General features: G+C 58.4%; 13 protein-coding genes. 9 read left to right on the top strand and 4 right to left on the bottom strand.

Going from position 1 to position 18,677, the window contains the following annotated elements:
* Window positions 1–277 precede the first annotated feature (277 nt).
* Together HMPREF2708_RS04035 and HMPREF2708_RS04030 are read left to right on the top strand one after the other, a co-directional pair.
* Window positions 278–2,911, top strand: a complete 2,634-nt coding sequence (locus HMPREF2708_RS04035) for a YhgE/Pip domain-containing protein (RefSeq protein WP_070832648.1) — start codon at window positions 278–280, stop codon at window positions 2,909–2,911.
* Window positions 2,911–5,253 carry a YhgE/Pip family protein gene (locus tag HMPREF2708_RS04030; protein ID WP_070832645.1) on the top strand — a complete coding sequence of 781 codons (2,343 nt, stop codon included), beginning with the start codon at window positions 2,911–2,913 and terminating at the stop codon, window positions 5,251–5,253. The genes HMPREF2708_RS04035 and HMPREF2708_RS04030 overlap by 1 nt, the downstream gene beginning before the upstream one ends.
* Before the next feature lie 6 nt (window positions 5,254–5,259).
* Here the strand turns inward: HMPREF2708_RS04030 and HMPREF2708_RS04025 are convergent, their stop codons facing one another.
* Window positions 5,260–6,288: a class C sortase gene (locus tag HMPREF2708_RS04025; RefSeq protein ID WP_070832642.1), complete on the bottom strand. Its 1,029-nt coding sequence runs from the start codon at window positions 6,286–6,288 to the stop codon at window positions 5,260–5,262.
* A gap of 157 nt (window positions 6,289–6,445) precedes the next feature.
* Window positions 6,446–7,546: a DMT family transporter gene (locus HMPREF2708_RS04020; RefSeq protein WP_246840326.1), complete on the bottom strand. Its 1,101-nt coding sequence runs from the start codon at window positions 7,544–7,546 to the stop codon at window positions 6,446–6,448.
* A 571-nt stretch (window positions 7,547–8,117) separates the two neighbouring features.
* Here HMPREF2708_RS04020 and HMPREF2708_RS04015 point away from each other — a divergent pair.
* The 6 genes from HMPREF2708_RS04015 (at window position 8,118) to HMPREF2708_RS03990 (ending at window position 15,105) form a co-directional block, all read left to right on the top strand.
* On the top strand, window positions 8,118–9,383 hold the full coding sequence (locus tag HMPREF2708_RS04015; protein WP_070832636.1) for an aspartate kinase: 1,266 nt from the start codon (window positions 8,118–8,120) through the stop codon (window positions 9,381–9,383).
* A gap of 9 nt (window positions 9,384–9,392) precedes the next feature.
* Window positions 9,393–10,433 (top strand): aspartate-semialdehyde dehydrogenase, encoded by a 1,041-nt coding sequence (locus HMPREF2708_RS04010; protein WP_070832633.1) that lies wholly within the window; start codon window positions 9,393–9,395, stop codon window positions 10,431–10,433.
* An 828-nt stretch (window positions 10,434–11,261) separates the two neighbouring features.
* Window positions 11,262–12,218 (top strand): iron-siderophore ABC transporter substrate-binding protein, encoded by a 957-nt coding sequence (locus HMPREF2708_RS04005; RefSeq protein ID WP_016421885.1) that lies wholly within the window; start codon window positions 11,262–11,264, stop codon window positions 12,216–12,218.
* 51 nt (window positions 12,219–12,269) lie between these two features.
* Window positions 12,270–13,265: a FecCD family ABC transporter permease gene (locus HMPREF2708_RS04000; RefSeq protein WP_222865141.1), complete on the top strand. Its 996-nt coding sequence runs from the start codon at window positions 12,270–12,272 to the stop codon at window positions 13,263–13,265.
* Entirely contained in the window at window positions 13,262–14,314 is a 1,053-nt protein-coding gene (locus HMPREF2708_RS03995) for a FecCD family ABC transporter permease (RefSeq protein ID WP_370449822.1), read from the top strand. The genes HMPREF2708_RS04000 and HMPREF2708_RS03995 overlap by 4 nt, the downstream gene beginning before the upstream one ends.
* Window positions 14,311–15,105 carry an ABC transporter ATP-binding protein gene (locus HMPREF2708_RS03990; protein ID WP_016421888.1) on the top strand — a complete coding sequence of 265 codons (795 nt, stop codon included), beginning with the start codon at window positions 14,311–14,313 and terminating at the stop codon, window positions 15,103–15,105. Before HMPREF2708_RS03995 ends, HMPREF2708_RS03990 begins: the two co-directional genes overlap by 4 nt.
* Here HMPREF2708_RS03990 and HMPREF2708_RS03985 read toward each other — a convergent pair.
* Together HMPREF2708_RS03985 and HMPREF2708_RS10860 are read right to left on the bottom strand one after the other, a co-directional pair.
* Complete coding sequence (locus HMPREF2708_RS03985; RefSeq protein WP_070643075.1) at window positions 15,102–16,025, bottom strand: siderophore-interacting protein; 924 nt, start codon at window positions 16,023–16,025, stop codon at window positions 15,102–15,104. The genes HMPREF2708_RS03990 and HMPREF2708_RS03985 overlap by 4 nt on opposite strands.
* Window positions 16,026–16,136: 111 nt before the next feature.
* Complete coding sequence (locus HMPREF2708_RS10860; RefSeq protein WP_083321865.1) at window positions 16,137–17,480, bottom strand: IS3 family transposase; 1,344 nt, start codon at window positions 17,478–17,480, stop codon at window positions 16,137–16,139.
* 367 nt (window positions 17,481–17,847) lie between these two features.
* Between HMPREF2708_RS10860 and HMPREF2708_RS03975 the strand changes: the two genes are divergently transcribed.
* Window positions 17,848–18,495: a hypothetical protein gene (locus HMPREF2708_RS03975; protein WP_070832630.1), complete on the top strand. Its 648-nt coding sequence runs from the start codon at window positions 17,848–17,850 to the stop codon at window positions 18,493–18,495.
* Window positions 18,496–18,677: the final 182 nt, after the last annotated feature.

The raw sequence follows: 18,677 nt of genomic DNA, 5'->3' as shown, positions 1-18,677 counted from the left end.
ACTAACCCCGCGACGGGGAGCCGGCCTTAAATCCAAGCCCCGCCGCGGCATAGAAGTAGTAGTCCGCGTTGCATGTGATGTACCTTACCCCTTTGTTTATATGATTTTCATCATTCGGGGGTTTTAGTGGGGGAAATGTCCTCGGGTTTCTGTGTCGTAAGGGTTCTGCGCCGTGGGGCTCCGTGCAGTGAAAGGCGTTGCCGACGGCCCCGCCCATCGATAGTTCTAAAACTAGTACCAATGTATTTAGCGGGTTAAAGATGATAGCGTCCTTAAGGTGCAAACTAGCTGGTCTATTCTGAAGCGAGACTTGCGCCGTCTCCGCAATAGCCCAAGAGTGTGGGTGATCATCATCGGCGTGATGATCACCCCTGCCTTGTATTCCTGGTTCAACATCCCGGGCTTCTGGGATCCGTACGAGCACACCGAGAACATCGGCGTGGCAATTGTGAATGAGGACAAGGGCGCGAGTTCCTCGGTTACCGGAAGCCTCAATATCGGTAACCAGGTAGTCAAACAACTAAAAGAAAATCATGAACTGGGCTGGCAGTTCCCCGATGCCGAGAAGGCAGACCGAGATCTAAAGCGCGGCAAGGTCTACGCCGAAATCACCATTCCGCCGAATTTCTCGCAGGAAATGGTTGATCTGATTCAGGGGCAGGGGCATCCAGCAAAGCTGAAATACCGCGCTAACCAGAAGATCAACGCAATCTCGCCGCACATCACGGCGCAGGGCGCATCCGGTATGGATGGCCAGATCTCCGCTTCCTTTAATAAGGAGATTGCGAAGGCGGTCACCGAGCAGGTCAAGGAAGCTGGCGGCCTGCTGCAGGGTCGGTTCGATGCGGCCCGTCTCAATTCCGCTGATGCTTTCCAGGATGTTGCTGATGCGGTTGCCAATAGCCGCGATGAAGTCGGCGCTATCCAGGAGCAGATTGGCGATCTGCAGCCGACGATTGCGCAGATTAAGCAGACTCTCGGCAGTGTGGACACGGCCCTCGATGATGCCCAAGATGCGTTGACGCAGGTGCAGGCGATTACTGGCGAGCTCAACAACGAGGTCCTGAATTTCTCCGCGGATCTCAACGACGCCTACCTGCAGGGCAGCACCGCCCTGGTAGAGGGCACCGGCAATGCCAATGCCGCGATCGGCGCGATGACTGGCAATCTGCAGGGCGCAATTTCCCGTTCGGATTCCGCGACGGCTGCGGCGGAGGATATCGTCAACCAGGCGGATCAGGTCATTGGTGGGCTGAACTCGCTGTTGGAGGCCAACCCGCTCAACGGCCCGGATAAGCAGGCAATCCAGCGCACCATCGATGCGCTCGACGAGAGCAACGCGACCAATAAAGAGCTGGTGGAGGGCCTGAAGAATGTCTCCGGCTCGGCGCAGGGAACTCTCGACTCCCTCAACGCCACCAGCGAGGCATTGGCGCAGGCCACTCAGGACGGCAAGGCCGCCTCGGATCAGATCCGCGAGGCGTCCCAGGACGCGCTCCCGCAGTTGAGCAGGGCGCTTAATCAGCTCAACGCGCGCGTGGGTTCGTACGCGGCGGCGCTTGGCGCGCAAAAGGACACCGTCCAGGAAACGTCCGCGCTTCTCGACGCTACGAGTGGGCAGCTTTCCGCTGCGGATCAGGTCCTCGAGAGCTTCAAGGCTGACCTTGATGGCGTACGCGATGGCCTGGAAACCGCGCGTCTCGATGTTCTTACCCTGGGTACTACCGAAGAGCGCGAAGCCATGAACATGGTCAATGACCTCGACCCCGAGGGAATTTCGCAGTTCCTGAGCGATCCGGCCGAAATCCAGACTGAGGCCGTGTTCCCGGTGGATCACTACGGCTCGGGTATGGCGGCGCTGTTTACTAACCTGTCGTTGTGGATTGGTGCGTTCATCCTGATCGTGATTTTCCGCGTGGAAGTTGATGCGGAAGGTTTCAAGGAAATCACGGTCGGCCAGGCGTACATGGGCCGCACCTTGCTACTGGGCATCATCGCTATTTTCCAGGCGCTGATTGTCTCCATTGGTGACATTGTCATTGGTGTGCAGAATGTCAGTGCGGTTGCGTTCGTCCTCACCTGTGTCGTGGTGGAGTTGTGTTATCTCGCCATTATTTACAGTTTGGTGGCGGCATTTGGCCACGTGGGACGCGGTATCGCCGTGGTGCTCGCGTTTATTCAAATCCCTGGTGCCGCCGGTCTCTATCCAATTGAGATGACTCCGGACTTCTTCCAGGCCCTGAATCCGTTCTTGCCGTTGACCTACGGTATTGATGCTCTCCGCGAGACAATTGGTGGTTTTTACTCCAATTATTACCTGAAGAACATGCTCACCTTGATGGTCATGGCAGTGGTCGCCTACGTGGTTGGCTACTGGCTGCGCCGCAGCTTGTCCTCGGTCAACGTCTTGGTTAATCACCAGCTTGAAGAGGGCGGTCTGGTCAACAACGAAGAGGTCCACCTGGTCGGTAGCGGATACAAGCTCAGTGACCTTGTCTTTGCGCTGCGTAACCGCGAGGAGTACCAGACGCGAGTCGATGAGCGGATGGAGAACCTCCGTGGCAGCTACACGCTGTTCATGCGCATTGCCATTGGTGTCGCAGTGGTTGCCCTGGTGGTACTGGGTATTCTAGCCCGCAACTACCCGGATCAGAAGGCCCTGTTCTTCGGTCTAGCCTGCCTGTTTGTACTGCTCTGTGTCGGCTATGTCGCTGTTCGTGAGTACGTCAAGCAGTCTGTGATTCACGCCCAGGAGCTCAGCGAGCTGTCGGAGGAAGAGCTGCGCGCCTACATGGAGCACCAGACTTCCCATCCGCATGCGTACTCGTTGGAAAATGCTGGCGATACGTTTGAGCCACAGACGAAGGTGTCGTCGGCAAGCGTGAAGACTTCCCCAGAAGGTGAAGCCTAATGAGAAACGTTCTTGAAATTGTGCGGAATGACTTTCGGGTAATCCGCCAGAACACGATGACCGGCATCATGGTTTTCGGTCTGGTGCTGATTCCGCTGCTGTTCACCTGCTTTAATGTGCTGGCCAGCTGGGAGCCGTTTGAGAACACCGAGAAGCTGAAGATTGCGGTCGCCAGTAATGACCGTGGCCATCGCACGGATATCGGTGCGATTGACCTCAACTTGGGCAATGAGGTGCTGTCGAAGCTGAGCCGTAATCACGACATTGACTGGCGGATTACGGATTCCGATGACGCCATCGATGGCACCAAGTCCGGTGACTACTACGCGGCAATCGTGCTTCCGGAGAACTTCAGTACCGAACTGATGACCTTCTACGTCCGCGGTACCAAGGCGCCGAAGCTGACGCTCTATACGAATGAGAAGAAGAACGCGCTGTCGTCGATCATTACGGGCAAGGGCGCGAGTGGCGTTATTCAGGAAATCGATAAGAACTTTACGCAGGTCGTCGCCAGCGTTGGTTTGGGCGCAATCACCTCGCTGGATGAGTACCTGGACACCTCCGACTCCAAGCAGGCACTGACGCGCGTGCAAAACCGCGTTGATGACACCGCCGCGCGACTGCGCACCGGGGCGCAGACTGCTCGTTCGCTGTCCACGCTGGTGGAGACCACCGTGCCGCTGGTGGAGACCGCGGATTCCATCTTGGAAAACGCAGGTGCGCGAATGGACATTCTGCGCAACGGTTCCGGTGACGGCAACGTCGCCGGTGATCTGGAGGCCGCGGTCGGCAATGTCCGAGACTCTGTCAGTACGGCGCTCGACGCAACGCAGGCGAGCTACGAAGGCGTGCGCGACCGGGTCAACGAGCTTGTCGACGGCACCCAGGCCACCAGTGGCGCCACCGCGGATACCTTTGATGCGATGGCAGCCAAGTTCGGCCAGCAGGCCGACGGCCTGACTGCGATGCGCGACCGCCTGGAAGACACCGTGGGGGCCGTGGTTCCGGGTATCGCGAAGCCGGGATATGACCGCGCAATCTCCGACTTGAACACCTCGATTGCTCGCACCCGCGGCCTGCAGGAGAGTTTCTCCGCCGTGGCGGCGGATTTGCGTGGTGGCCGGGATACGGGATCGTCGATAAGCCAGGCGAAGGACGCTTTCACGGCTGCGATTGCCGCTGTGGAAAATGCCAAGAACTCCTACGAGCAGAACCTGCGCCCACAGATCGACGCGCTGTCGGAGCCGGTGTCGCGACTGAGCAATGACATCGAGGTCATTGGCGAGGACATTCGTGGCATCCGCGGTACGCTTTCTGGTTCGCCGGTGGATACGCTGCGTAAGACCAGCGCTGCCACGATGGGCTTGAGCAACCGCTTTGATGATCTGGCCGCTCGCTTCGACGAGATCCACAACGCGCTGGAAGAGGCGAAGGACACCGGTGACCTCTCTCGGATTGCTGACGCCATCGGTGATGATCCAAGTGCCCTGGCAGCGCAGTTGGCCGCGCCGGTGCAGGTCGAGGAAGACCCCGTCTTCCCAGTCCAGAGCTTCGGTGCGGGCATGGCGCCGTTCTATGCGACGCTCGCACTGTGGATTGGTGCGCTGCTGTCGTCAGTGCTGATTCGCACCACGGTGCGTAGCCGCGGCGCTCAGAAGGTCGGCGATGAGGTCGGTGCAGATGAGGTCGAGGCTGCGGTCGATGAGGCGCAGAGCGATGAGACGCTCGATGATGCGCAGAGCGATGCAGCCGCTGAGGTCGGCGATGATGCTGACGCCGAGGCCGACGAGACCAGCGACGAGCAAATCACCGCTGCCCAGACCGATGACTACACCCGCGCCGAGAAGTACTTCGGCCGGTTCGCCACCTTCGCCACCGTAGGCCTGGTTCAGGCCACGCTGATGGTGCTGGGACTCCAGGTGTACGTGGGCATCGATCCCGCACACCGATTCCTGATGCTGCTGGCCGGCTGGATGATCTCGCTGGTGTTCATGATGATCGTCTTCTCGTTCGTCTTCACCTTCGACAACGCCGGCAAGGCCATCTGCGTACTGTTGCTGGTGATGCAGGTCTCGGCTGCAGGTGGCGCGTATCCGCTGCCACTGGTGCCACAGTGGGTTCAGAACATCAGTCCTTGGTTGCCGGGCACCTACGCGGTTGATATCTTCCGCAGCTCCATCGCCGGTATCTACGAGGCTGACTACTGGAAGCTAATGTTCATGTTGGCGCTGTTCATCATCCCGTCGCTGATCCTGGCACTGGGCCTCCAGCGCATCTTTGAAAAGGGAATCAACGACATCAAGAACGCAATCGGGGAGACGAAGGTGATGGCCACCTCGTAAGGAGGCCTAATCCTCTGCCTCGTCTTCCTCCGCTTCGTCGCTCTCGCGCTCGGCCTCCGGTTCGCTCTTGCCGTCGCGCGAGAGCCTCCGCAGCCACCAGATCAGCAGCGCAATAATCATCGCCGCTGCCGCCAGGATGGCCCACATCCACCACTGCCACTGCGAACCGCTGCCGTCGAACACGGATTCCTCATCAGGATCCATCGGCACCTGGTGCCCCGTCACCAGCAGGCGGTGCGTGTTAATGCCGTAAGGCGTGCACGTAATCAGGGTGATTAGGTCTTCTCCGGGGACGCGTCGTAAAGCATCGGTTTCATCCGGCTTTACGACGGCTACGTCGTGGACCTCATACTTCAACTTGTGACCCGCGACTGCGATGTAGAACGCGTCGCCCTTCTTGACCTTGTCGAGGTTGTCCCACAGCGTCGCATTCTGCAGACCCGTATGCGCCGACAGCGACGCGTGACGACCTTCACCCTCGCCCACGCCGCCGACCGGGAAGTCGGTGCCGTAGAGGTGACCGACCCCGCGCGAAAGCGATTTTTCCGACGTGCCGTGGAAAATGGGCAGGTCAGAGTTGATGGACGGGATGACGATGCGGCCGAGCGCGTCGGTCTCGGCAAGCACGTCGAGGTAGTGGCGGTAGCGCTGGTACTCCGGGGAAGACTCGTCATCGGAGGTGGTCCAGGCATCGCCCGGATTGACCTCGCCGAGACTGGCGTTGTACTCGTGGGCCTCGTTCCAGGCGGTGTCCAAGACCTCAGGAGGAGCGGATTTCTCCAGCTTGGAGTACTCATCTGCGGCGCGGGCTTGCAGGAAATTGTTCCACTGCGTTGCGATAACCGGGTACAGCAGCACTCCCAAACCACCAATGATCAACAGCAGCGCGATGATGGTGTTCGAGTTGAGCTTCTTGCCCTTTTGGGGCTTTGCTTTGGTGTTGGTTGCGGCGCTGGCGTTGGTATCGTTTGCGCGTTCGGACTTCCGCTTAGATGTCGGTTTAGATGCCCGCTTGGAATGGGAATGACGCCCCATCGAATCCTACCTTTGGTGACATTGTGCATAGCGGCCACGGGGTCTTTCTCACCAGGGACAGTTCCCGGTCAGGGATAGCCAGGCCGACAAATCGCTAACGACTTAATAAGTGCAAATACCAATGTAGGTGATGCGGCCCGGGAGAGTTGAACTCTACTCACCGCGCTGCGGCATCGGTGGAATCTGTGGTGGTGTTTGCGGTGCTTGTGGTGTCGGTGTTTGCATCGGCTTTTGCGGAGCTTCGGGCGCTTGTGGAGGCTGTGGCGGTGGCTTCTGCCGGCCGAGCCGCCAGGGCAATAGTGGCAGAAATCATGGTCGCCAGTGCGATAAACAACGCCACCCACTGCACACCAACTGCCTGGAAGCGTTCACCAAGAACGATGTATCCCAAGCTGAAGGCAACAATCGGCTCCACGACGGTCATAGCTGGCAGCGAAGCCTGCAACGGTCCCGCGTTAAAAGCCGCCTGCTGTAGGCCGACGCCAATAACCGCCAGTGCCACCAGCAGCCAGAGTTCCCAGGCCAGTAGGAGTTGGACGAGTCCGTCGTTGACATAGGTATCGACCACCGACTTAGATAGCAGCGCGACGAAGCCGTACAGCCAGCCGGTTGCCGTGCCGAGCAGCAGGGCCTTCGGGTTCTGGCGTAGCACTCCGCGCTGTTTCGTGTCTGAGGCGCTACCCGTGCTGTTGTCGGTGCTGGAGCGGTCTGCGATGGCTGAGCTGTCACTCGTGTTGGAGCCGCTACCTGTGCCGGTGTCTGAGCCGCTACCTGTGCCGGTATTGGGCCACTGAACTGCAGCGGCGTACAGTCCGCAGGTGACCACGCCACCGACGGCGAGAGCCCATCCCCACAGGTAGGTGGGGATATCGGTAGAGCCGGCAGTCGGCTTGCCGAGCAACACCAGCGTCGCCACCGCAAAAGTAAGCGCCACGGACCAGATCATCTCTGACCGCGAAATCCGCCGACCATTGACCTTCGCCGCCAGTGGGAGCGTGAGCATCAGCTTCATGACCAGCAACGGTTGCACCAGGAGCAACGTGCCAAATGCCAACGCCGCGACTTGGAATACATACCCGGCGATCGCCAGGCCCGAGCCCAGCCACCAGCGCGGTAGCTTCAGGGTTTTCGCCACTCCGCGAAGTGTGCTGGTTCCATCTTCCAGTGTTCCGGAGAGGTTGTGGCGGATGACGGTTCCCCACGCGATGCTGAGTGCGGATAGCAGTGCCAGTATCGCAGCGAGAAGGTCATTGTTCACATAGGGAATGCTAGGCATGCAACACTTGTCATGTCCACTTCGCAGGGGTTGAGCGGGGCAGTGCTTGGTGCCCGCAGCGCCTCGGGGATTAGCTGGCGGATTAGTTGGCTCGGCAAAGAAGCTGACTGAGCCCGGAGTTCGGGAGTGAAACTGACTGAGCCCGGAGTTCCTGGCACAGTACCGAGAGTTACTGACCTAGTTTATGTCAGTTTTGACAAGTTTCAGGGCATATTTTTGTCATAAACTCAATCAGTTTCACATTTGCAGCCCGCTGGGAGTGCGCCGCAGCCCGCAGCTGCGCCCGATTCACACCCAACCCACAGCCCAAGCACCCCAAACGCCCCAGCCGACACACTCTCAACGCGCAGCCGCGCTCACCCCACGCCCAAACACACCGCAAACCCACGCCCAAACACCCTACAAAGCCTTACGCAACCCTCCACAACCCTCCACGTAGCCACTGCGAGATACGTTTTGGTAACCCGCTATGTAATTGCGAATGCAACTCAAGTAAATTGAGTCAATAATAGTTACGTGCATATAGTTGCCTAGTTTTTGGAGGTTGCCGACCATGGCACTGGTTGTGCAAAAGTACGGTGGTTCATCCCTGGAGAGCGCCGAACGCATTCGTCGTGTTGCAGAACGAATTGTGGAAACCAAAAAGCAGGGCAATGACGTCGTAGTTGTCTGCTCGGCAATGGGCGACACCACCGATGAGCTTCTGGACCTCGCTGAGCAGGTCAACCCGGTCCCGCCGGGACGCGAGATGGATATGCTCCTGACCGCCGGTGAGCGTATTTCCAATGCGCTGGTCGCTATGGCGATTGCAAGCTTCGGTGCTTCAGCTCGGTCTTTCACCGGTTCGCAGGCCGGCGTGATCACTACGGAGCGTCACGGTAACGCCCGCATTATTGAGGTCACCCCGGGCCGCGTTCGGGAGGCTCTCGATGAGGGCCATATTTGCCTGGTCGCGGGTTTCCAGGGTGTGAACCGCGAGACCAAGGACGTCACTACGCTTGGCCGTGGCGGCTCGGATACCACTGCGGTCGCGCTCGCGGCAGCTCTGGAGGCAGATGTCTGCGAGATTTACTCCGACGTGGATGGCGTGTACACCGCAGACCCGCGCATTGTGCCGGACGCACAGCGTTTGGACAACATTTCCTTCGAGGAGATGCTGGAGATGGCCGCGGTTGGCGCGAAGATTTTGCAGCTGCGAAGTGTCGAATACGCCCGCGCGTTTAATGTTCCGTTGCGTGTGCGTTCGTCGTATAGCAATGAACTTGGCACCCTTGTTGATGGATCGATGGAGGATATTCCTGTGGAAGAAGCAGTGTTGACCGGTGTGGCGCATGACCGCTCCGAGGCGAAGGTGACCGTGCTGGGCATTCCGGATGATCCGGGCCAGGCGGCGAAGATGTTCCGCGCGGTGGCGGACGCGGAGATCAACATCGATATGGTGCTGCAGAACGTCTCGACCATCGCGGACAACCGCACTGATATTACTTTCACTTGCCCGCGCGAGGACGCTCCGAAGGCCATGGCGCTGCTGAAGAAGCTGCAGGCTGACAATGACTGGAAGGACGTGCTTTACGACGATCACGTGGGCAAGGTCTCCTTGGTCGGTGCTGGCATGAAGTCGCACCCAGGTGTCACGGCAACCTTCTGTGAGGCACTGGCTGACATCGACGTCAACATCGACCTGATTTCCACCTCTGAGATCCGCATCTCGGTGCTGGTCAATGACCAGGATGTTGATAAGTCGGTCAAGGCGCTGCACGACGCTTTCAATCTCGGTGGCGACACCGAGGCTGTTGTTTACGCTGGTACGGGTCGCTAAGGAGTTCTCATGACCACGATTGCTGTTGTTGGTGCCACTGGCCAAGTTGGCCGTGTGATGCGCACGCTGCTGGCGGAGCGTAACTTCCCGGCGGACAAGGTTCGTTTCTTCGCTTCTGCTCGCAGTGCGGGCAAGGAGCTGGAGTTCCGCGGCGAGAAAGTTGTTGTCGAGGATGTCGCTGCCACTTCGGATGAGGATCTGAAGGGCATTGATGTCGCGGTGTTCTCCGCTGGCGGCACGCTGTCGAAGGAGCAGGCTCCGCGCTTTGCGGCGGCTGGCGCGATTGTCGTGGATAACTCTTCGGCGTGGCGTAAGGATCCGGAGGTCCCGCTGGTGGTCTCCGAGGTCAATCCGGACGCGCTGGACGAGATTCCGAAGGGCATCGTCGCCAACCCGAACTGCACGACCATGGCGGCAATGCCTGTGCTCAAGCCGCTTCACGACGAAGCCGGGTTGCAGCGCCTGCGTGTTGCGTCCTACCAGGCCGTTTCGGGCTCTGGCCTTGCAGGCGTGAAGGCGCTGGCTGGCCAGGTGTGCGACAATGTCGACATCCTGGAGCAGCTGACCACCAATGGTTCGGCACTGGCTGCGGAGGACTTCGGCCCATACGTTGCTCCGATTGCTTTCAACGCGCTGCCGATGGCCGGCAACATGGTTGATGACGGCACTTTGGAGACCGACGAGGAGCAGAAGCTTCGCAATGAGTCCCGCAAGATCCTGTCGATCCCAGAGCTGGCCGTTGCCGGTACCTGTGTGCGTGTTCCGGTGTTCACTGGCCACACCCTGGTGATTCACGCTGAGTTTGATTCGGCCCTGTCCGTTGAGCGCGCCACTGAGCTTCTGAAGGATGCGCCGGGCGTCAAGGTCGTAGATGTCCCGACTCCGCTTGCGGCAGCTGGTGTGGATGAGTCTCTGGTGGGTCGTATCCGCGTCGATCAGTCCGTGCCGGAGGGGCGTGGCCTGGTGCTGGTTGTCTCTGGCGACAATCTGCGTAAGGGCGCTGCTCTGAATACCATCCAGATTGCGGAGTTGTTGGTCGCTGGCCAGTAGTTAATCGCAGTACTTGAGAGCGCAAAAAGTTAAGCCTTGGCACTTAGTGAACTTCGTGCTCTCAATGACAACTACTCTCCACTAGTCGGTAACTGATTTCTCAGTCCAACTAATGGGGAGCAGTTCACATTTGTTGCGGTAGGGGGCCTATTTTTTCTTATTGACGCCCACGCTTTCCGCTTGGCTGCAGCGCCAGCGGAATGTGAGATTGTGCGAGCGCAGTGCTGGGGGGATTGCGTCACGGGAGGCGCCGGCGCCCTATTTGGCGGCGTGAGGATGTGCAGATGTCGCTAGACCGGGAATGCGTGGCCGACGGCGCCGTATTTGGGGCGCTAGCAGGGGTGAATGTCGCTAGAACGGGAATGCGTTAAAGACACTGATTTGCAGCTCCGCAAAACTGCAGGTCAGGGAATTGTCGCAAAATTCGGAGGCGCGCCTGTGCTGAAAGATTCCCGTTCTAGCGACATTTCGACCTTCGAAGTGCAACTTTTCCGACAGTTGGTGCCACGAGTTGCAATAGCGCGAGCATCTCGGCACTGAGAGCCAGGGTGGCTAGGGTGGCCAGGGCGGTGACAGTGGCCAGGGGGCTAGGGTGGCCAGAGTGGCGTCGGGTGGCCAGCGTGGCGACGGTGGCCAGGGCGGCGATGGAGTCGGTAGCGGCCGAGCAGGAAGCGGACTAACTTAGGGTAGCCTGTTGTGTGGTTAGCCTTACCTGTGTAATATAGGCCCGATTGCTGTGTTGGCCGTAGCCGAAAGAGGCCATCAGTCTCTTGGGGCTACGGGTACTTTACAGCGTTTCAAAGAGTTCCTTACGCGTTAGGCTTTCACATGTTTCGAAACAATTCGCTGACCCGTCGAGCGGCGCTGAAGACCGCCGCTGTCTTGGCAGCATCCACTCTTGTTCTGTCTGGTTGCTCCCGAGGCGACGACGCGGCGGCGTCAAAAAATGAGGGCACCGGGGACGAGCGCATCGCCGCAGTTGGCCTGGGAGACAGCGATACCTTGCTCGCTCTAGGCATCCAACCAGTCCTCGTAGCGCCCTGGGGTGCTGAGGGAGATGTTGATGCATCTGGCGTCGGCCCATGGGCTACCGAAAAGCTCGGCGACAACAAGCCTGAAGTGGTTTACGGTACTGCCAACGGATTCACTGCTGAAATCCTGGAGAAGATCTCCGCCGCTGATCCGGACAAGATCATTGCGGTGAACTCTGCCGTAGACGCGCAGGCGAAGAAGGCGCTTAATGACATCGCCCCAACCACCGTTAAGCCAGACGGTGCCACGGACTGGCAGATCCCCTGGCGGGATCAGGTCAACCAGATCGCCGGCGCTGTAGACAAGCAAGAAGAAGGCGACAAACTCGTCGAAGAAACGCAGAAGGCCTTCGATGATTTCCAACAGCAGCACCCTGAGCTCAAAGGCAAGCGTGCGGCTATCGTCATGCCTTATCAGGGAAAGATCGGCCTGTACACCTCCGGTGACGGTCGCGGGCAGTTTATCAAGAGTCTGGGCTTCGAGATCCCGAAGGAGCTCGAAGGTAACGGGGGCGAGTTCTACCGCGACATCGCACCTGAGAACTACAGCGACCTCAACAACGTCGATTACCTCTTCATCCTTGATTACCAGGGTGCCGCCGATACCTTGAAGAAGGATCCAACATTCAGCAAGCTGGACGTTGTTCGCGAAGGCAAGGTCCGCTGGATGGACGAAAACGTGGGCAATGCAATGAGTATGCCGAACCCATTGACCATCCCCTGGGCAGTCGACAAGTTCTCTGACGCAATTTAATTGAAAGTGTCCGTTTCAAGAACTCGACATTCTTTGGTGTTTTCCCGGCGTTTGCTTACTTCGGCCGCACTCGTTGGCTTGGCTTTGCTGCTGCTTGCCTCCCTGTACTTGGGTTCCAAAGATCTTTCCATTGGCGAAGTGACCAGCATCCTCATGCATGGTCCGCACCCATCTACGCAATCCGGCATCATTTGGGACTTGCGCGTTCCGCGCACCCTCTTGGCTGTGATCACAGGCGCAGCCCTGGCTATGGCGGGTGCCATTGCTCAGAGCTGGACCCGCAACCCCCTGGCAGATCCCGGCATTATCGGCGTGAACGCTGGAGCAAGTTTCGCAGTCGCTGCGGCACTGACCTTGGGCTGGGCAACGACGGTCGGGGAGCGGACACTTGTAGGGCTCGTCGGGGCGGCCGTCGCTGCCTTAATCGTGCTGTTGATTTCCCGCGTATCGCGTAACCCGCTAACTCTGGTACTCGTGGGCGTGGGAGTTACCTTCGCCCTGCAAGCGGCCACGAATATGCTGAGCCTCTATTCTTCCGACACCCTGGAAGGGCTCCGCCGCTGGACCGTTGGCTCTACGGCTGGGCGGGGTATGGAAGACGTGGCCTTAGCTGCTTTAGGTCTAGCACTAGGTGCTCTATGTGGTGCGCTTGCAGCACGCCCGCTGGATCTACTTGCGATGGGAGAGGACTCCGCCCGTTCCCTTGGCAGCTCGCCCACGAGAACCCGCTTGTTGGCTGCCGCAGCGGTGATCATCCTCGCCGGCTCGGCGACAGCCACTGTGGGGCTTGTGACATTCGTGGGCTTCGCCGTGCCACACCTACTACGCCCGTTTACCGGCCCGTCCCTGACTCGCCTCTTGCTGCCGACCGGCATTGTTGGTGGCGCGGCTGTGTTGCTAGCCGATATTGTGGGCCGCTTCGTCCTGCAGCCTAACGAGCTGGAAATGTCCATTGTCTTAGCTATTGTCGGTGCCCCAGTGATGATTCTGGCGGTGCGACGTAAGAAGAGTTCACCGACCTCGAATGACTCGGAGCTGACGATATGAGCGATATGACGTCTATCCGTAGTATTAAGCGTTCACGAAGCAGACGCGTCCTGGCGGCTTCGGCAGGGTTCGCCCTCATAGCGGCTCTTTGTTACTGCTTAATCCTGGGGCAAGGAGCGGTGAAGCTCAGCCCGATGGAAGTCATCGAGGTTCTCACCGGTGGGGGCACACAGCAAGCAATCAACGTGGTGTGGGATCTCCGCCTGCCTGTAGCAATCGCTACCGTTCTGGTCGGCGCGGCTCTAGGGCTGGCAGGTGCGTGGACTCAGACCATGGCCCGCAATCCGCTGGCCAGTCCGGACATTCTCGGTGTATCCGGCGGCGCGGCGGTTTTGGTTGTGGCGGGCACCGTAGTTACCCGCCCTGCATGGAGTGAGGGGGTGCCGACGTTCTGGTGGCGTGCTGCACTCGCTTTGCTTGGCGCACTAGTGATCGTTGGTTTGCTCGTTCTACTCGGTGGCTTCGGGACGTCGCAGCGCGTAGTGGTCATCGGCCTGGCACTGTCTTTCCTCACGCAGTCTTTAGTGCAGTATCTCCTGCTCCGGGCTGACTTAACTCGTGCCACGGATGCCCAAACTTGGCTCGCTGGGTCTACCGGCTTTGTGCGTATGGAAGCTTTGTTGCCTATGGTGTTGGGCCTGTTGCCCTTCGTAGTTTTAGGCCTCTGTGTTACGCGCGATGTCCCTCTTCTTTCTCATGATGACGCCACCGCGTCCACACTTGGGGTAAATGTCACGAGGGTGCGCGCTATTTTGCTCATTGCCGCAACGGGCATTGTCGCGGTGGTGGTTTCCTTTGTCGGCCCAATTGGATTCGTGGCACTATTGGCTCCTCAGCTGGCCAAGCTGGTGGCCGGAACGCCCACGCCCCATCCGTTGTGCTCTACTTTTGCAGGCGCTGCTCTATTAGCTGCGTGCGCCGTCGTGGCGGGCGCACTGCCATTTACATCCCCTGTGGGTTTGGTTACCGCCATCATCGGTGGCCCCGCGTTGGTGTTGCTTGTGTGGTTGGCGGCCCGTCGCGGAACTCTGAAAGGAATGGTTCAATGAACGTTCAAGTTGATCACGTCACCGTGGGCTACAACGACGGCCCAAGCATTGTTAAGGACGTGTCTTTCACTGCAGAGCCCGGGAAGGTCACCACGCTCTTAGGCCCCAATGGTTGTGGCAAGTCGACGTTGCTCAAGACGCTTTCTCGGCTGCTTGCTCCCGCCGAAGGACGGGTTCTTGTAGAGAAAAAGGACGTGCATAGTTTGCGGTCGCGCGAAGCCGCCCAACTAATTGCGCTTTTGCCACAACACCCGCTGTGTCCGGCGGGATTGACCGTTGGAGAACTTGTGGAGCGCGGACGGCACCCTTATCGTCGATCGCTCTGGGGTGGGGGAGCGACGGCGTCAGAAGATAAAGAAAAAGTGCGCGAGGCGCTGAAGAAGACGAAGGTTGACCATCTTGTTGCCCGCGACGTGGCGGAGCTTTCTGGCGGCCAGCGGCAGCGGGTCTGGATGGCGATGGTGTTGGCGCAGGATACGCCAATTGTGCTGTTGGACGAACCGACTACCTACCTAGATCCGGCACATGCGATAGAGATTCTAAGTATCGTGCGGGAGCTCGCTCAAGAGGGCAAGACGGTGATTACCGTACTTCATGATCTTGGCCTGGCGGGAGCTTTTAGCGACGAGATGATCGTCATGAAGGAAGGGGAAAAGATCGCCGAGGGTTCTCCAAAGGAGGCTCTGACGGTGGATGTGTTGCGCGAGGCATATGGCCTGAATGCCGAGGTGTGGGAAGATCCCCGCGGTATGGCTCCGATTATTGTGCCGCGAGGGATTGTGGCCAATTAAGGCCGTGCCCTGCCTAGGAACCAATAGGGGCACCACTGCACGGATTCGCTATTGAGGCCCCAGGTGTGAATTGCGTGGCGCCGTACTTCCTTGCAGAGCTGTCCTTCACCCGCGACCCAGACGTACTTCGACTGTGTTGCGGGGTGTTCGGCACGGTCCAGTTGCTGTAGGTGGGACATCACTGCCGTGCTGAAGTCCGTTGTAGCGCTAAACAGCACTTCTAGGCTGCCCAGCTTGCTCTCCCAGTCGGCGACGAGGGATGGCTCGAGGTCACCATGGTTCTCGGCGACCACTACGAGGTGTATGTCGCGCAACTGTTCCGGGGCAAACGCATCCGCGTAATCCAAAATGGCGCGAACGGAAGGTACGGCAGATGGGTCTGCGATAAGTGTTTGTGAACTTTGCGCGCGGTGCCAGAGGCCCTGGCATGTCCAGATGCCTACCTGGTCGCCAACACGAGTTGCAAGAGCCCAGGCGAGCCCTGGTCCGACGTGCTCATCCTTTGGATTTTTGACGCCATGTGTCGCCACGTCGAAAGTTATCTGTCCGCACTCGGGATCGAGTGAGCGTACGGTGTACCAACGTAGATTTGGGCGTTGGGTCTCCGGCATGGCTGTAACGCTTGCGCGGATATTGGCGCCACCTCCGTGGAGTGGTAAATGGAGATTCTCGCCGGGCTTAGCCGGCATAAAGAGGCCAAAGAATTCGTCCGGGCCGGAAAGCTGAAAGCCGACTAGCTCGGGGGAGCGGATGACAATCCTCTGCAGGTTTTCTGCCGGGGCGCTGACGTCATAAACAGTGGCGCGGATGATTCGATGGTGCGGTTCAGAAGGGGCGGCCAAGAGTAGGTGGTCAGAAAAGGTCGCGCGGTAGGCGGAAGTGTTCGTCGGAGTGTTCAGGGTAACTGGGTTCGAGGTCATAGTGGGAGTTAACTTACCCTTACCTAAAGCAAAAGTGAAAGGGTGAGGGGCAGAAAAAGCCCCGCGGGGATCCGAGGTGAACTGGTCCCCGAAAGTTGGACTGGTTTAACTCTAGGCGGTTAGGGCTTCAAGGGTCTGATTTCGATATTGCATCGGGGTCAGGCCCTTGAGTCGTTGTTGGATGCGTTCGGTGTTGTACCACCCGATGTACTCATCGATTGCCTGGTTGAACTCTGCGACAGTGTCGAAGACTTCTCCTTGGTACATCTCGGTTTTCACGTGGCCGAAGAAGTTCTCCATGACCGCGTTGTCGTAATAGTTGGCTTTACGCGACATCGACTGAACACCACCGTTGTCGCCAATCAAGTTGCGCCAGGACGAATGCTGGTACTGGAAACCTTGGTCAGTGTGCATCATCCACCCGGGTTCAGGCGCACACGCCGCGATCGCCTTGGACAAAGAACCGGCGGTAAACGCTGTCGACGGCGATGTAGCCACAATGTGAGCGACGATTGAACGGTCGAACAGATCCATCACCGGTGACAGATAGACCTTGCGGCCTGCGATTCTAAACTCGGTGACGTCGCTGACAAAGACGGTATTTGGCTTATCTGGGGTGAATTTGCGGTCAAGTTTATTGTCAGCGATGTGGCTGATCGTCCCGGTGTAGGAAACATAAGGTCTACGTTGGCGGATCTTGGCTCGCAGCCCCATCTCGCACATGAGTTTGTAGACGAGTTTGTGGTTGACCACCCACCCCTGGTTACGCAGGTCAAGTAGCACTCGTCGGTAGCCGTAGCGATGCTTGTTACGTTCAAAACTTGCCCGGATCGCGTCTTTGAGCTCGGCGTGCTTATCTGGCTTACTGAGTCGTTTCTGGTGGTAGAAGAACGTCGACCGTGGGATACCTGCTGCCTCTAGGAGGTACTCCAAGCGGTGGTGCGACTTGAGGATGACAATCGCCTGGACTTTCAGGCGCGTCCCTGATTCCTCAAGTCCCGCAATTTTTTTTAGATAGGCATTTTCGGCCCGCAACCGTTCGTTTTCGCGACGCAGCTTGTCTTCCTCCGACAGCGGCTTCGGCGTGACCGATCCTTTGGGCCTGCCCTTCGGCTTCGGTTTCAACGCGTCATCGCCGTCTTTGCGCCATTTCCACGACCACCCGCGGACCAGCTGCTGTGATGACAGGCCAAATTCACGCGCAAGATCCATCGCTGTCTCGCCAGCAAGGTGGCGTTGGACAACTTCCTTCTTGATCTCGAACGAGTACTGCTGCTTAGTCGGTTTCTCCACAAGACATAGCCTGCCATGCAGCTTAAACCGACGACAGAGCATACGGGCGGCATACTTGGAGACACCAAGGGCATTGGCAGCGGCTGTATAACCCATGCCTTGCTCAAATAGTTCAACCAACTGCTCGCGCTGATATTCACTTAGCGAACTTCGTGCTCTCAATGAAAACTACTCTCCACTAGTCGGTAACTGATTTCTCAGTCCAACTAATGGGGAGCAGTTCATTAGGTGCCGAGGCTTTTCTGCTGGAAAAGGCGAGCCTGGTTTGGGGTGTCCAAACGGCTAACAATGTGATGTGTAACACGCGACGTTTGGGCATAAGCGCAGGTTAAAATTTGCCGTTATTCTGTTTCCAATTTCCTGGCTGAAGTGCGTCGAATTTCTATATTGTGACCGTTTTTCATCACCGGTACGGTTTTCGTGTGAGCACGGCAGTGGCCGCAAAGGAGAAGGCGAGAAGCCCTTTACCTTCAGCTCTGGGCATCGCGCCACACCATCTATCTACACTTCATTTTTCTAAAGGATCATCATGGATAACCTGTGCAATATCTGCGAACTGATTTCCTGCTTGCCAGCACCGGCTCCGCTGCCGGTACCGGAGTTCAACGTGAACTTCCCGGAGGGCCCGCTGGTTCAGGTCGACTCCCTGTTCCCGAATTTCCACTCTCTGACTGAGGGAGGCAACCTGGGTCTGCAGAATGTCGGCGGCGATCAGGACAACGCTCTGCAGAACGTCGGCGGCGACCAGGGTCTCCAGAACGCTGGCGGCGACCAGCTGAACGGTGGCGACCAGGTTGGCGGCGACAAGCTGGATAAGGGTGACAAGATCGGCGGCGACCAGGTTAACGACAAGGGCCAGATTGGTGAGCGTCAGTCCGGTTTCCAGACCGGTGGCCAGGATCAGAGCCTGCAGAACGTCGGTGGCGACCAGGGTCTGCAGAACGGCGGCCAGGAGCAGGGTCTCCAGACTGGCGGTAAGAACCAGAACGGCCTTCAGACTGGTGGTCAGGAGCAGGGGCTCCAGACCGGTGGTAAGAACCAGGGTGGTCTTCAGACTGGCGGCCAGGAGCAGGGTGCCCAGACCGGCGGCAACAACCAGGGTGGTCTGCTGGCCGAGGACGGTGCTGGTGACAACCTGCCAGTTGACCTGGACCTCACCGGTGCAAAGGCTATCTAAGGCCGCCTAAGTCGATGTAGGCACTGCACTACAACTACACTGCGTAGCTATTAGCTCTCGCGGCTATTGATCCGTAACAGCGCACGAGCGCCTTCTCACTCCTTGTGGAGTGGGGAGGCGCTTTTTGTGTTTATAGCTGGCGACGTTGGGTTGATCCGAGTTACTGACTGCGTTTATGTCAA

It is taken from the genome of Corynebacterium sp. HMSC073H12, assembly GCF_001837775.1.
Taxonomy (GTDB): Bacteria; Actinomycetota; Actinomycetes; order Mycobacteriales; family Mycobacteriaceae; genus Corynebacterium; species Corynebacterium amycolatum.
This window is presented reverse-complemented; position numbering and strand designations above follow the sequence as displayed.